Origin of the sequence: Candidatus Alistipes pullistercoris, assembly GCF_027665465.1 — a bacterium.
GTDB classification, from domain to species: Bacteria; Bacteroidota; Bacteroidia; order Bacteroidales; family Rikenellaceae; genus Alistipes_A; species Alistipes_A hominis.
Map to the genome: position 1 here is coordinate 476,724 of NZ_JAQDED010000001.1, position 14,042 is coordinate 490,765.

Annotated in this window: 12 protein-coding genes; 11 read left to right on the plus strand and 1 reads right to left on the minus strand. The window is 57.0% G+C overall.

The features are described from left to right. Nucleotides 1-13 precede the first annotated feature (13 nt). Nucleotides 14-757, plus strand: coding sequence for a succinate dehydrogenase/fumarate reductase iron-sulfur subunit (locus tag PGR91_RS02145; RefSeq protein ID WP_055202803.1), 744 nt, complete (start codon nucleotides 14-16; stop codon nucleotides 755-757). Between the two features lie 272 nt (nucleotides 758-1,029). Then, nucleotides 1,030-2,013 (plus strand): NAD-dependent epimerase/dehydratase family protein, encoded by a 984-nt coding sequence (locus tag PGR91_RS02150; protein ID WP_101571941.1) that lies wholly within the window; start codon nucleotides 1,030-1,032, stop codon nucleotides 2,011-2,013. A 55-nt stretch (nucleotides 2,014-2,068) separates the two neighbouring features. On the opposite strand, the gene PGR91_RS02155 is transcribed toward PGR91_RS02150, so the two are convergent. Then, nucleotides 2,069-4,120, minus strand: coding sequence for a prolyl oligopeptidase family serine peptidase (locus PGR91_RS02155; protein WP_101571943.1), 2,052 nt, complete (start codon nucleotides 4,118-4,120; stop codon nucleotides 2,069-2,071). Nucleotides 4,121-4,237: 117 nt separating this feature from the next. Here PGR91_RS02155 and PGR91_RS02160 point away from each other — a divergent pair, with 117 nt between their 5' ends. From PGR91_RS02160 to PGR91_RS02200, 9 genes are all read left to right on the plus strand, one after another. After that, nucleotides 4,238-5,059 (plus strand): 2,3,4,5-tetrahydropyridine-2,6-dicarboxylate N-succinyltransferase, encoded by an 822-nt coding sequence (locus PGR91_RS02160; protein ID WP_055202810.1) that lies wholly within the window; start codon nucleotides 4,238-4,240, stop codon nucleotides 5,057-5,059. A 6-nt stretch (nucleotides 5,060-5,065) separates the two neighbouring features. Continuing rightward, nucleotides 5,066-5,845 (plus strand): biotin--[acetyl-CoA-carboxylase] ligase, encoded by a 780-nt coding sequence (locus PGR91_RS02165; protein ID WP_118457105.1) that lies wholly within the window; start codon nucleotides 5,066-5,068, stop codon nucleotides 5,843-5,845. Between the two features lie 64 nt (nucleotides 5,846-5,909). Next, nucleotides 5,910-6,398, plus strand: a complete 489-nt coding sequence (locus PGR91_RS02170; RefSeq protein ID WP_118457107.1) for an RNA polymerase sigma factor — start codon at nucleotides 5,910-5,912, stop codon at nucleotides 6,396-6,398. Continuing rightward, a complete protein-coding gene (locus PGR91_RS02175; protein ID WP_101571947.1) occupies nucleotides 6,398-7,237 on the plus strand; it encodes a hypothetical protein in 840 nt (279 codons plus the stop codon). Before PGR91_RS02170 ends, PGR91_RS02175 begins: the two co-directional genes overlap by 1 nt. Continuing rightward, entirely contained in the window at nucleotides 7,230-8,072 is an 843-nt protein-coding gene (locus tag PGR91_RS02180) for an outer membrane beta-barrel protein (protein WP_055202818.1), read from the plus strand. The genes PGR91_RS02175 and PGR91_RS02180 overlap by 8 nt, the downstream gene beginning before the upstream one ends. 304 nt (nucleotides 8,073-8,376) lie before the next feature. After that, entirely contained in the window at nucleotides 8,377-9,255 is an 879-nt protein-coding gene (gene deoC / locus PGR91_RS02185) for a deoxyribose-phosphate aldolase (RefSeq protein ID WP_118457111.1), read from the plus strand. Nucleotides 9,256-9,479: 224 nt separating this feature from the next. Further along, nucleotides 9,480-10,844, plus strand: a complete 1,365-nt coding sequence (locus PGR91_RS02190; protein WP_118655531.1) for a citrate/2-methylcitrate synthase — start codon at nucleotides 9,480-9,482, stop codon at nucleotides 10,842-10,844. A gap of 150 nt (nucleotides 10,845-10,994) precedes the next feature. Continuing rightward, nucleotides 10,995-12,662, plus strand: coding sequence for a hypothetical protein (locus PGR91_RS02195; protein WP_101571949.1), 1,668 nt, complete (start codon nucleotides 10,995-10,997; stop codon nucleotides 12,660-12,662). After that, a complete protein-coding gene (locus PGR91_RS02200) occupies nucleotides 12,659-13,933 on the plus strand; it encodes a GDSL-type esterase/lipase family protein (protein ID WP_118655533.1) in 1,275 nt (424 codons plus the stop codon). Before PGR91_RS02195 ends, PGR91_RS02200 begins: the two co-directional genes overlap by 4 nt. Nucleotides 13,934-14,042 lie beyond the last annotated feature (109 nt).

Below are 14,042 nucleotides of genomic sequence, written 5' to 3' on the forward strand. Positions count from 1 at the left end.
AAACGTTAAGACAATGAATTTGAAATTAAAGATATGGCGTCAGCAAAACGCCCACGCGCAGGGGAAGTTCGTCGACTATACCGTTGAAAACATCTCCCCCGACACCTCGTTTCTGGAAATGCTGGATATCCTCAACAACAAGCTGATCCAGAACAACGAAGAACCCGTCGTGTTCGACCATGACTGCCGCGAAGGCATCTGCGGCATGTGCTCGTTGCACATCAACGGTCATGCGCACGGACCCGATACCGACATCACCACCTGCCAGTTGCACATGCGCAAGTTCAAGGACGGGGATACCATCACGATCGAACCGTGGCGTTCGCGCGCTTTCCCGGTAATCAAGGACTTGGCCGTAGACCGTAGCGCCTACGACAAGATCCTGCAGGCCGGCGGTTTCATTTCGGTCAATACCGGCGGCGTGCCCGATGCCAACACGATTCCGATCCCGAAACCGGATGCCGACGAAAGCATGGACGCGGCCGCCTGCATCGGTTGCGGCGCCTGCGTAGCCACCTGCAAGAACGGTTCCGCGATGCTGTTCGTCGCCGCCCGCGTTTCGTCGCTGGCCAAGCTGCCGCAGGGCCGCGTCGAAGCGGCCCGCCGCGCCAAAGCGATGGTCGCTAAGATGGACGAACTCGGATTCGGGGCCTGCACCAACACCGGCGCCTGCGAAGCGGAATGTCCGAAAGGGATCTCGATCGCCCACATCGCCCGGTTGAACCGCGAATTCCTTTCCGCCAAACTGAAAGATTAAGCTTTCTCGCATTATTTGCCGGAGTCGATCCGGCATCCGAAACGAAAAGCGTTTTACCGTTCGGGTAAAACGCTTTTCGTTATTTCGACCATTGTTCAAAAATTACGGCTACGATCGGGAGTAGCGGGCTATAAAACCCGAATCGATGCCAATCAATATGATGTACAACAACATATTGCATTACAAACGTCTGCCGAACGGCCATCTTCGCAAATCCACAAAATCTCTTGGAACGGTTCTTGCTTAATCCGTTTTAAACATTTTATGCAATCATGAAAAAAAAGATACTCGTTACCGGCGGAGCCGGTTTCATCGGCAGCCACCTGTGCGAACGTCTGCTGGCGGACGGGCACGAAGTGGTCGCGGTGGACAATTTCGTCACGGGCAACCGCCAGAACGTGGAACACCTGCTGCACAACCCGCAGTTCCACCTGATCCGGCACGACATCACATTCCCCTACTTCGAAGAGGTCGACTGCATCTACAACCTGGCCTGCCCGTCGGCGCCGGTCTATTACATGCACGATCCGGTGATGGCGCTGAAAACCTCGCTCGTCGGATCGATCAACGTGCTCGAAGTGGCCAAGCGGATGCGGGCCCGCATCGTACACGCCTCCTCCTCGAAAGTATACGGCCTGATCCAGTCGGGCCCCGTCCCGGAAGAGTTCCGCGGCAACGTGAACCCGGTCGGCGAACACAGCGCTTACGAAGAGGGCAAACGCGCCGCAGAATCGCTTTTTACGGCCTACCACAACCAGTACGGCGTCGACACGCGGATCGCCCGGCTGTTCAACGTTTACGGCCCGCGTATGGCGTTGAACGACGGCAAAGTGATCTCCGGATTTATCCGCAACGCCCTTTACGGCGAAAACATCACGATCCGCGGCAACGGAACGCAGACGCGCTGCTTCCTGTACATCGACGACGCGGTCGAAGCGTTGGTACGGATGATGGGAACCGACGGCAACCTGTCGAAACCGATCAACATCGGCGGAATCGACCCGATGCGAATCGACGCATTGGCCGAAGACGTGGTGAACCTGACCGGCAGCTCGTCTAAAACGGTGCGCTTGAACCTAACGGCCGATTCCGTCCAGCATGCGATCCCCGACATCCGCTATGCCCGCCAGAGGCTGGGCTGGGAACCGCTGGTGCCGATCGAAGAAGGATTGGTACGCACGATCAAATATTTCAAAAACGCGATGAAGTCCGAGAAAAAACCGTTCCCGTTCATGAGCTGGGTCGAAATGATGTAGGATTTCGATACGAACGACAACGGGGAGTTCCGGCGACGATACCGGAACTCCCCGTTCATTTTACCTCCGTACCGGTATTCCGGAACAGGAAAACGAGCACATCCGCCTGTTCGTCGATCCTTTTCGCGGTGGGCTTGCCGAGGCCATGCCCGGCGGCGGTATCGATCCGGATCAGCACCGGCCGGTCGCATCCCTGCGCGGCCTGCAACGTCGCGGCGAACTTGAACGAGTGCGCCGGCACCACCCGGTCGTCGTGATCGGCGGTCGTGACCAGCGTAGCCGGATAACACGTCCCCGGCCGGATATTGTGCAACGGCGAATAACGGTACAGGTATTCGAAATCGGCCGGGCGGTCGCTGCTGCCGTACTCCACGACCCAGCCCCAACCGACGGTAAACTTATGGTAGCGCAACATGTCCATCACGCCGACGGCCGGAAGCGCCACGGCAAAGAGGTCGGGCCGCTGCACCATGCAGGCGCCGACGAGCAGGCCGCCGTTCGAACCGCCGGCGATCGCCAACTTATGCGGAGCGGTGTATTTCCGGTCGATCAAGTATTCGGCGGCCGCGATAAAGTCGTCGAACACGTTCTGCTTAGCGGAAAGCATACCCGCCCGGTGCCACCGTTCCCCGAACTCGCCGCCGCCGCGCAGGTTCGCCACCGCATAAATGCCGCCCTGCTCCATCAACAGCACCGCCAACGGCGAGAAACCCGGCGTCAGATTGATGTTGAAACCGCCGTATCCGTACAGGTAAACGGGATTCTCTCCGTTCCGTTCCAGCTCTTTGCGGTGCGCCAGGAACATCGGAACGCGCGTTCCGTCCCGGCTCTCGTATTCGTGCCGTTCGACGACGAATTCCTCCGGGGAAAACTTCACCGGCGAAATCCGGTACGGCTCGGAAGCCCCGGTCGCCGGATCGTAGCGGTAAACGGCCGGCGGTTGCGTGAACGAAGCGTAAGCATAAAATATCTCGGACGGAACGTCTCCGCCGCTGAAACCGGTTACCGTCCCAATGCCGGGCAACCGCACCTCCCGCACCGGCCGGCCTCCCAGGTCGTACTGCACGACGGCGCTGTGCGCGCGATCGAGGTAATGCGCGAACAACGCCCCGCCGGCCACGGACGCCGCGACCAACTGCCGATCGGATGCGGCCAACAGTTCGGTGATCTCCGGATAACCGGCGCTGAAATCCACCTGCAACAGCCGACCGTTCGGCGCTCCCTGGTTCGTATGGAAAATCGCCCGGTCGTCTTGCGCATAAACCAGCGCATAATCGCCGGTAAACCCGAAGAACAGCTTGCGAAACGTCCGGTCGTGCCGCGAAAGGTCGCGGTACAGCACTTCGTTGCCGCAGGTTCCCTCGGCGACCGTAACGAAGAGCTGCCGGTCGTCCCGGCTAACCGCCGCAGTCAGGTAGCGCAGCGGATGCTCTTCGTCGCAATATATCGTGCGGTCGGCCGACTGATCGGTCCCGATCCGGTGAAAAAACACTTTTTGAGAGTGGTTGCAGGCCGACAGCGCCTTTTCCGGAGCCGGCCGGTCGTACCCGCTGTAATAAAACCCGTCTCCGCTCCATACGGCTCCGGAGAATTTGACCCAACGGATGCGGTCGGGCAACAGGTCTCCCGTAGCGAGCTCCTTTATGCGAAGCTCCACCCAATCCGAACCCGATTCGGCCGCCGAAAAAGCCATGTAACGATTATCCCGCGAGAACGACACGCCGGTCAGCGCGACCGTACCTTCTTCCGACAGCGTATTCGGATCGAGGAATACCTCGGGGCCCTTCCCGTCCCGCTGCCGGTACAAAACGCTTTGGTTCCGCAACCCGTCGTTTTCAAAGAAAAAACGGGAATCGCCGTGGCGTTCCGGAATCCCGTACTTCGGATAATCCCACAATTCGGCCAGCCGGGCGGCGATCCGGTCGCGTTCCGGAAACTGCGACAGGTAGCGGCGGGTCACTTCGTTCTCGGCCGCCACCCAGCGGACGGTTTCGTCCGAACGGTCGTCTTCGAGCCAGCGGTAGGGATCGGCCACTTCGGTTCCGAAATAATCGTCCGTCGTATCGTCCCGCCGGGCAACGGGATAGGTCAGTTCTATCGTTCTCATATCTGAATCGTTCCGCCGTCCGCCCCAAGGGACGGGCAGTGCACAAAAATAGGGATTGTTTCCCGGAATCCGACAGATTTTTTTAACTTTGCGATCATACCTTAACGGAGAACGGATATGTGCGAAGAATTGAAAAAAACGGTAGAAAAAGCTTGGGATAACCGGGAATTGCTCGGCGACGAGCGCGTCAAACAGGCGATCCGCGACGCGATCGACCTGCTCGACAAAGGAAAGCTGCGGACGGCGGAACCGCTCGCCGACGGAACGTGGCAGGTGAACGAATGGGTCAAAAAAGCGGTCATCCTCTACTTCCCGATCCAGCAGATCGAAGTGATCGAAGCCGGCCCGCTGGAGTTTCACGACAAACTGAAACTGAAAACCGGATACCGCGAACTGGGCGTCCGCGTCGTACCGCAGGCTACGGCCCGTTACGGAGCCTACCTGGCCCCCGGCGTAATCATGATGCCGTCGTACGTCAACATCGGCGCTTACGTCGATGAAGGGACGATGGTCGATACGTGGGTGACCGTGGGTTCGTGCGCCCAGATCGGCAAACGCGTCCACCTGAGCGGCGGCGTAGGGATCGGCGGCGTGCTGGAACCCGTACAGGCGGCCCCGGTGATTATCGAGGACAACTGTTTCGTCGGCAGCCGCTGCATCGTCGTCGAAGGGGCCCATATCTGCCGCGAAGCGGTGCTCGGCGCCAACGTGGTGATTACCGGTTCGACCAAGATCATCGACGTGACGGGTCGGGAACCGAAAATTTACAAAGGGTACGTTCCGCCCCGCTCGGTCGTAATCCCCGGTTCGTACACGAAGCAGTTCCCCGCCGGAACTTACCAGGTTCCGTGCGCGCTGATCATCGGGCAGCGCAAAGCCTCGACCGACCTGAAAACGACGCTGAACGACGCCCTGCGGGAATTCAATGTATCCGTATAACCGATCATGGGAATAAAACAGGAACTCGAACGATTCGCCGGGCAGGTCGGATTCACGCTCGCCTACCTCGACGAAACGACGTCGACGAACGACGTCGCCCGCGACCCGCGCTACGACGCCGGAGCGGTCGTTATCGCCGAACGGCAAAGCCGCGGACGCGGACAGCGCGGGAACAGTTGGAGCAGCTCCGCCGGAGCGAACCTGACTTTCTCGGTCGTACTGTGCCCCGGATTCCTGGAAACCGCGCAGCAATTTTACCTGTCGAAAGCCGTATCGCTGGCCGTATGCGACACGGTGGAAAGCTTCGGCGTCCGGCCGCAGGTCAAATGGCCGAACGACATCTACATCGACGGACGGAAAGTGGCCGGCATTTTGATCGAAAACGATTTGGCGGGAAATTTTCTTTCCCGTTCGGTCGTGGGAATCGGGATCAACGTCAACCAAACCGAATTCGATCCGGCCTTGCCGAATCCGACATCGCTCGCAGTCGCCGCGGGCCGGAAGCTGGACAGGGCGGAAGTTTTTAGACTATTTTACGAAAAAATGAGTTTCCGCTACGGGCAGTTGCAGCAACAACGGTACGCGGCGATGGATACGGACTACGCCGCCAGGCTTTACCGCCTCGGCGAGACGCATTCGTTTGTGGACGGACGGACGAAAGTCCGTTTCGAGGGGACGATCTGCGGCGTTCTTCCGACCGGCGAATTGGAGGTCAGACACCGCGACGGACAAATGCACCGGTATCTCTTCAAGGAGATCGAATACACGATTACGGGAATCGGCTGATTTAACGCGGAACGACTGTAACTTTTGCGCTGAAAATACGTTGTAATGACAAATACCGGACTTAATGACAGTTTCTGAATACGATAAATGTGTCAGACAATATTCCGATAATTTATACCGTTTCATACTGAAATCATTACGCAATGACGAGCAGGCGAAAGATATTGTCCAGGAGAGTTTTCTGAGGTTGTGGGAAAACCGGGAAGCCGTCATCGAAGGAAAAGAGAAGTCCTATCTTTTTACCATAGCGTACCGGCTGATCGTAGATCATGTTCGTCTCGAAAAGCGTTACACCGGCGACGAAACCTTGCTGAAAAACCGACACTCCCCGGCGGAAAGAGAATATAACAACGCACGGGAAATGCTCGAACACTATTTGAACGAACTCCCGCCGATGCAGAAATCCCTGATCCTGTTGCGGGATTACGAAGGATACAGCTACCGGGAGATGGCGGAAATGACCCATCTGACCGAAGCGCAGGTGAAAGTCTACATTTTCAGGGCGCGGGTGGCATTGAAAAAGAACATTGGAGACATAAATAATATTTTGTAATGAAAATCGGTCCGGATAATTACCAGGAATGGGCCTTGGATTACATCGAAGGTAATCTGAGCAGGGAGGAGCGCGCCTCGTTCGAATCCTTCCTTACCCGGCATGCGGACATAGCCCGCGAAATCGCGTCTTTGCAGGACGACATGCCGGTAATGGTCGCCGAACAGATCGTTTACCCCGACAAACGCTCCCTGTTGCGGGGAGGAAAAACAATGAGCTTCGGCCGGATCACGTCGTTTCTGGGCGGAGCGGCGGCGGCATCGCTGCTGATCGGACTGTTTACGCTGGTCGACAGCCATTCGTCGCAGAAGGAGCAGTTGCTCGCCGACCGGGCGAAAGAGGTTTTCCGCGAAGAGCTTCCGGCCGAACAGGACGAATGGACCGCTTCGGAAAGCGCGGGCGGCAGCGAAGAGAAACAAGACATCCCGCAACTGGCCGCCGCCGTACCGCAACGAGCCGCGTCCGGCAACCGCATCGCCCTCCGGACCAACGTCCCGACAACGTCCCGGACGAACGCCCAGGCCGTACAGCCCGAGCGCATTCAGCCGTTGTCGGAGCTGATCGGCAGCGAACCGCAACTGATCGCGCCGACGAGCGAACCGATCGCCCTGGCGGCGCTCAAGACCGGCGCGGAAATCTCCGGAACTCCGGGCGCAAAGACGCAGGCCGGCGCGGAAAAGAGCGCCGAACCCAAAAAATTCAACCTGATTTCGCTGTTCGCCCCGTTCGATCCGATCATTCCGATCAAAACTTACCGAACCGAAAACGAACACGGAATCGAAATTGCATCCATCCTACGGATCGGCAACAAAATACAAAAAACGGAAGCTCATGATTAAAAAAGCGCTACTCTCGACGCTGTTCATCGGTTATATCATCTGTCCGGCACAGGCGCAAAACACGGATACCGTCTCCCAGAAACGCGAAACGTTCGTCCTGGAAGAGGGACGCCCCGACAGATCGAAAAGCAGATCGAACCAAAGCAAGCTCGTCGTCGCGGTCAATAACTTTTCCCAAAAATCGAACTCGGATCGTCACAGCAAACTGCTGTGGAACGACGGCCACTGGGCCGGGATCGGCATCCATTACAGCGGCCTGATCACCAACCTCGGAGACATGCAGCTTCCGGACGACGCGCAATACCTGTCCCAAAGCGCCAAATCGATCGGAGTCACGCTGAATCCAATCGACTATACGCTACTGAAAAGCAGGCACGTAGGCTTGCTGACCGGGATCGGCGTCGAATTCAATAACTTCCGTTTCGACAACAACATCGCGCTGAAACAGGAAAACGGCGTCACCGTCCCCGACTATCAATACGAAGAACAACACATCCGGTTGAGCAAATCGAAACTATACACCTGCTACCTGAATGTTCCGCTACTGGTCGAATTCCAGATGGGGCGCCGCAACGACTTCTTTATCAACGCCGGCATGGTCGGCGGATGGCGAATGGGGACGCACTCCAAAATCAAAGCCTCCGACCCGCGGCTGAGCGGCAAATTCAAGAACCACAGCAATTTCGGACTGCGTAATTTCCATTACGGCTACACCCTCAACATCGGCTACAACCATTTCGCCATCTCGGCGACATATTACCGCTCCACGCTCTTCAAAGACGGCAAAGGCCCCCGGGTTCAGCAGATCAACGTCGGGCTGTCGTTTATTTTGTAATCGCCGCGCGGCCGTTCGTTTTTCGCGCCGCAATTTTGCTCGAAACGGCGGAAACGACCGTTTTCATACCCGTTTACGTACGCCGGACCGCTCCGCATCGAACGGCCCGACTTTATTTCTCCGTACCGCAAATTATCCTGCCGGCCCGGAAAATCTTACCGTTCTTCGGAAATTCCGTCGGAAAGCCGCCCCGTCCTTCCGACCCGGCGGAATGCGGCCAAACCGATTCCTCCCCCCGGAAACTATTGAAAAATCGCCGGAAAATGCGTATCTTTGCAAAGGAAACCTTTTAACCGCCCCGAAGATGGAATACAGCAATAATCTGAAAAAGTTCGGCGCCGGACTCCCGGCCGGACAGGTCGATAAAATCGTTGCCGGTATCCGTCCCCTCGCGGAAAAGAACCGGAATACGGAGGTCTATAAACGCTGTTTCGGTTTCATCGACCTGACTTCGCTGAACAGCACCGATTCGCACGAGCGGATCGAACGGTTCGTCACGAAAGCCGTCGAATTTCCGAATCGTTTCTCCGGAATCCCGGGCGTCGCATCGGTATGTATCTACCCGGCTTTCGTCGAAACGGCAGGCCTGGTTATCAGCGACTCCAAAATGACGATCACCAGCGTAACGGGAGGATTCCCCGCTTCGCAGACTTACTTGGAGGTCAAAATGCTCGAAACGGCGATGGCCGTCGAGAACGGCGCCGACGAAATCGACGTCGTTATCAGCATCGGAGAGTTTCTCAACGGCGAATACGACCTGATGGGCAACGAAATCGAAACGCTCCGCAAGGAGATCGGCGACGAGATCACCCTGAAAGTGATCCTCGAATCGGGCATCCTGGCCGAGCCGGAACTGATCCACCGGGCCGCCGTGATCGCCATGCTCGCCGGAGCCGATTTCATCAAAACCTCGACCGGCAAGGCTTCGGTCGCCGCGACTCCCGAAGCGGCGGTAGTGATGTGCGAAGCCATCAGGCTGTTCGCCGCACAAACCGGACGCAAGGTGGGATTCAAAGCGGCCGGAGGAATTTCGACCCCGGAAGACGCTGCGCTTTACTACACGATCGTACAGGAAATCCTGGGCGAGGAGTGGCTTACGCCGGAACGTTTCCGGATCGGCGCCAGCTCGCTGGCGAACAACCTGCTCTCGGCCATCGAGGGCAATCCCGTACACTATTTTTAACACCGGACGACCATTTTTCCGACGCCGGTTTTACGGGTAAACTGCGGGTTCTCCAGACCGGAGGACATCCCTATAACTACTTGTGGCTTGTTCCCGTATCGGCTACCTCGACCCCGGATCGGGAAAAAATCCGAAAAGAACGACCGGATCGTTTCCGGCGATAGTAAATTACAAAAATTTTTTATAAATTGCAAGGCTTGAACTGATAATAAAGGAGGATAAAGATGGAAAAGGAATGCATAATCAGCAGATTGTCGGAATCGATTAAAACGACCAGCCGTATTGATAACGAACTTTTTACCGAATACAACGTAAAACGGGGACTTCGCAACGAAGATCATTCCGGAGTGCTGGTCGGGTTGACTAAAATCGGAAACGTGGTAGGTTACGAAAAATTGCCCGAAGGAGGACTCAAAGCGATCCCGGGACGGCTGATCTACCGCGGCATCGACGTCGAAGACCTGGTTCGGGGCATTCTGGCCGAAAAACGGTTCGGCTTCGAAGAAACCGCATTCCTATTGCTATCCGGCTACCTTCCCGACAAAGAAGAACTGGCCGCTTTCAGCAACATGGTGCACCAGTGCATGCCGCTGACCCAGAAGACCAAAATGAACATCCTCGACCTGGAGGGCCAGAACATCATGAATATCCTGGCCCGCAGCGTATTGGAGATGTATACCTTCGACGAAAACCCCGACGACACTTCGCGGAACAACCTGATGCGCCAGTCGGTGGACCTGATCTCGAAGTTCCCGACCATCATCGCTTACGCGTACAACATCATGCGCCACAGCAACCAGGGACGTTCGCTGCACATTCGTTTCCCGAAAGAGAACCTTTCGGTCGCGGAGAATTTTCTGTACATGCTGAAAGGAGGTTATACCGCTCTGGATGCCCGGACGCTGGATCTGGCCCTCATGCTCCATGCCGAACACGGCGGCGGCAACAACTCCACGTTTACGGTCCGCGTGACCAGTTCGTCGGGCACCGATACCTACTCTTCGATCGCCGCGGCGATCGGGTCGCTGAAAGGGCCGCTGCACGGCGGAGCCAACCTCGCAGTCGTAAGCATGTTCAACCACCTGAAAGAAAATATCCGCAACTGGAAAAGCGTCTCCGAAATAGACGACTACCTGCAGAAAATGCTACGCAAAGAGGTATACGACAAATGCGGGCTGATCTACGGCATCGGACATGCCGTTTATACGATCTCCGACCCCCGCGCGCTGCTGCTGAAGGAGATGGCCCGCGATCTGGCCCGGGAGAAAGGCCGCGAAGAGGAGTTCGCTTTCCTCGAACTGCTCGAAGAGCGCGCCGTCGAAAACTTCATGAATTTCAAAGGAAACAAAGTAAATAAAAGAGTTTGCGCGAACGTCGACTTCTATTCCGGATTCGTTTACGAAATGATCGGGCTCCCGAGCGAAGTCTTCACCCCGCTGTTCGCCATGAGCCGCATCACCGGATGGGCCGCGCACCGGATCGAAGAACTGAACTTCGACAGCAAACGGATCATTCGCCCGGCCTACCGGAACGTCGGACCCGAAAAGAAATTCATTCCGATGGAAAAAAGAGGGCAGGCAAAAGTCTAAGCGCAAAAACCTCACTCTGACAACCGAAAGCGGCCTGTCGGGCCGCTTTTTGCTTTTACGGCGGATCGGGCCGAAAGAAAAAGGGAAATCGTATAGGGCCGTACGAATGATTTTTATTAACTTCGCAACGGGTTTTGAACCTTCGCGTCTATGAATCGAAAACAAGATTATACGGGTCGGAGCTTTCTGATCACCGTTTTTGTCATCCTCTTTCTGCTGGGCATATCCCGGATTCCGAAAGTCACCTTCGGCAAAACGACCTTGAAAAAGATCAATATCCTGTCCGATCTGATCCAGGACGAACACGAACCGATTCCGGAAACCAATCTCTATTTCGACACTACCTTCCTGGCGGAAGGAGAAGCGCTCGAGGCCGAAGCACGGGCGGCGGCAGATTCGCAGGCAGAAAAACAAACGGCACAGACGAACGCACGGACGGTTCAGGCAACGGTTCCCCATACCCGGGACGATTCCCGACACGAGTCATCCGCAGAGGTGCAGCGCGGCGACAGCGCGGCGGAGCAACCTCCCGCACCGGTCGTCGAACGGATCGGATTCCTCGAAGATTTCGGAACGGACGGCCCGTCGATGCTCCATTTCTACGACGCTCTGTTGAAAAAAGAGGGCAAACGCCCGGTACGGATCGCGGTGCTGGGCGATTCGTTCATCGAAGGAGATATCATCACGGCCGACATCCGGGAACAACTGCAAGATCTGTACGGCGGCGGGGGCGTAGGATTCGTGCCGTTTTCGTCGCCGATCGCCCAGTTCCGGGGAACGGTGCGCCACACGTTCGACGGCTGGACGACGCTGGACGTAAAAAACGCCCGGCAGGCCCCCGAAGAGTACCGAGATAAATTTTTCGTATCGGGCAGCCTGTGCATCCCCGACGAAAGCGCTTCGGTGCAAATGAAAGGCGTCATGTTCCGCAAGCACATCGACCGCGCGTCGGTCGCCCGGCTGATCTTTACGAACCGCGAACGAACGACGATCCATGTAACGATCAACGATACGATCCATAAAGTCTACAACCCCGAACCGGGCCCGGAAGTCCAGCAGATCGACATCCACACCCCGATCCGTTCGCTCGAAGTCCGGATCGCCAATCCGGCGGGATTCATCGGTTACGGGATCGTTTTCGAAAACAAAAACGGCGTCAGTCTCGACAACTATTCGATCCGGGGCAACAGCGGACTAGCCCTGTTCGGAACCAACGCCGCAGTCAACGCGCGAATCGGCGCCATGCGCGGGTACGACCTGATTATCCTGCAATACGGCCTGAACGTCATGTCGGCCGACGTCCTGCATTACGGCTCCTATGAAAAGGCTTTCATAAAGGTAATCAATTACATGAAACGCTGTTTCCCGAACAGCAGCATACTGGTCATGGGCGTCTGCGACCGCAGTACGCAACGCGACGGGGAATTCGTCACGATGCCCGCCGTGCGGGGAATGATCGAAGCGCAGCGGAACGCCGCCCGGGAAACGGGCGTCGCATTCTGGAACACTTTCGAAGCGATGGGAGGCGAAAACAGCATGGTCGAGTTCGTCCGCAAGAACTGGGCGGCGAAAGACTACACCCACCTGGGTTACGCCGGCGGAAAATTCATCGCCGGGAAACTGGTCGGGAACTGGATGCAGGGAGTCGAAGCGGAGCAGCAGCGCCGGGACCGGATCGAAGAGGAACGCCGGAAAAACGAGATGCTGCATTACAACCGGAACGATACGATCCCCGGAACCATCGAAACGGAGACGGAAACGGATTCAGACGCGGACGCAGATACGACCTTCACGACAAACGAATTCGCACAACCATGATCTTCAAAGGAATACCATACCTGCAAACAATCCTGACTTTGCTGCTGTGCGGCACGGCGTTTACCGCGCGCGCGCAGGCGGATTCCGCCGAGCCGGCCGACTCTTGTTATCCGGAAATCATCTGTCCCGACTCGAACCGCCTCGGCGGTAACGTCGCAGCGCTCGAACCCCTTTTCCAAAAACTGGAGGCACTCGAAAAAAAGGATACGACAGCCGTGATCTCGATCCTGCAAATCGGCGATTCGCATATCCAGGCCGGATTTTTCCCCAACGAAGTGCGTGAAAACCTCCAACGCGAATTCGGCAATGCGGGGCGCGGCCTGATCGTCCCGCTGAAGCTGGCCGGAACGAACGAACCGCCGGATTACGCGATCACCTCGCCGAACAGTTGGAACCGCAGCAACTGCATCACGCGCGCCGCAACCGAAGAACCGGGCATGTCGGGCATGTCGATCGTTACCTACGACCGCCATATCGAACTGGATATCAAAACCAAGGAACCGTTCGACCGCATCTGGGCATTCCACCACCGCGAAGCGCCGCTGCTCACGGTTCCCGATTCGCTGTCCGACGGGATTTGCTGTCCCGCCCTAGACAACGACGAAATGACGCTGATCCCGCTGAGCCGGCCGGTCGAACAGATCAGGTTGTGCGCTTCGGTCGCGGACTCGTCGTTCGCCCATTCGGCTTTTTACGGTTTTTCCCTCGAAAACGGTCGCAGCGGAGTCCTGTACCACAGTTTCGGCATCAACGGCAACACCTACGCCGCCATTAACCGCAACCCGCAGATCGTCCGCCAGGCATCTGGACTGTGCCCCGATCTGGTAATCGTCTCGCTCGGCACGAACGACAGCTACGGCGCGTCTTTCGATCCGGCCGACGCGGACGTTCAGATCACCCGGCTGATCGACTCGATCCGCCGGAACATGCCCGCTTCCGTTCTGCTGCTGACCACTCCGATGGAACACTGCAGACGGATACGTTCCAAAGGCCGCACCTACCGGAAACCCAACCCGAACGCCTGCGCCATGCGGGAATGCATTCTGCGGCAGGCGGCGCTGTACCGGCTGCCGGTCTGGGATTTCTACGCGGCAGCGGGCGGCGACGGAGCAATGGGCCGATGGGCCGATCTCGGAATAGCCAACGCCGACCGGGTGCACCTTTCGCGCGAAGGATACCGGCTGCAGGGAAAACTTTTCTACGACGCGATCATGAAAGCCTACGACCACTACCGCAAACATAACGGAGAACTCAAGATTCTGCTGAATTGATCCGCTCCCGAATCTTCGTTCCCGTCCGAATCCGGAAAACGATCGAAAAACTTTTCGTATTTCTTCCGCTCCGGTAGCGGTCGTAGAAAATAATATTAAATTTGCCCGC

Excerpts from the sequence above, each read along its gene's own strand:
- PGR91_RS02165 (WP_118457105.1), top strand. The coding sequence starts at position 5,066 with ATGGGAATAAAACAGGAACTCGAACGATTCGCCGGGCAGGTCGGATTC.
- PGR91_RS02180 (WP_055202818.1), top strand. The coding sequence starts at position 7,230 with ATGATTAAAAAAGCGCTACTCTCGACGCTGTTCATCGGTTATATCATC.
- PGR91_RS02160 (WP_055202810.1), top strand. The coding sequence starts at position 4,238 with ATGTGCGAAGAATTGAAAAAAACGGTAGAAAAAGCTTGGGATAACCGG.
- PGR91_RS02170 (WP_118457107.1), top strand. The coding sequence starts at position 5,910 with ATGACAGTTTCTGAATACGATAAATGTGTCAGACAATATTCCGATAAT.
- PGR91_RS02155 (WP_101571943.1), bottom strand. The coding sequence starts at position 4,120 with ATGAGAACGATAGAACTGACCTATCCCGTTGCCCGGCGGGACGATACG.
- PGR91_RS02175 (WP_101571947.1), top strand. The coding sequence starts at position 6,398 with ATGAAAATCGGTCCGGATAATTACCAGGAATGGGCCTTGGATTACATC.
- deoC (WP_118457111.1), top strand. The coding sequence starts at position 8,377 with ATGGAATACAGCAATAATCTGAAAAAGTTCGGCGCCGGACTCCCGGCC.
- PGR91_RS02150 (WP_101571941.1), top strand. The coding sequence starts at position 1,030 with ATGAAAAAAAAGATACTCGTTACCGGCGGAGCCGGTTTCATCGGCAGC.
- PGR91_RS02200 (WP_118655533.1), top strand. The coding sequence starts at position 12,659 with ATGATCTTCAAAGGAATACCATACCTGCAAACAATCCTGACTTTGCTG.
- PGR91_RS02190 (WP_118655531.1), top strand. The coding sequence starts at position 9,480 with ATGGAAAAGGAATGCATAATCAGCAGATTGTCGGAATCGATTAAAACG.
- PGR91_RS02195 (WP_101571949.1), top strand. The coding sequence starts at position 10,995 with ATGAATCGAAAACAAGATTATACGGGTCGGAGCTTTCTGATCACCGTT.
- PGR91_RS02145 (WP_055202803.1), top strand. The coding sequence starts at position 14 with ATGAATTTGAAATTAAAGATATGGCGTCAGCAAAACGCCCACGCGCAG.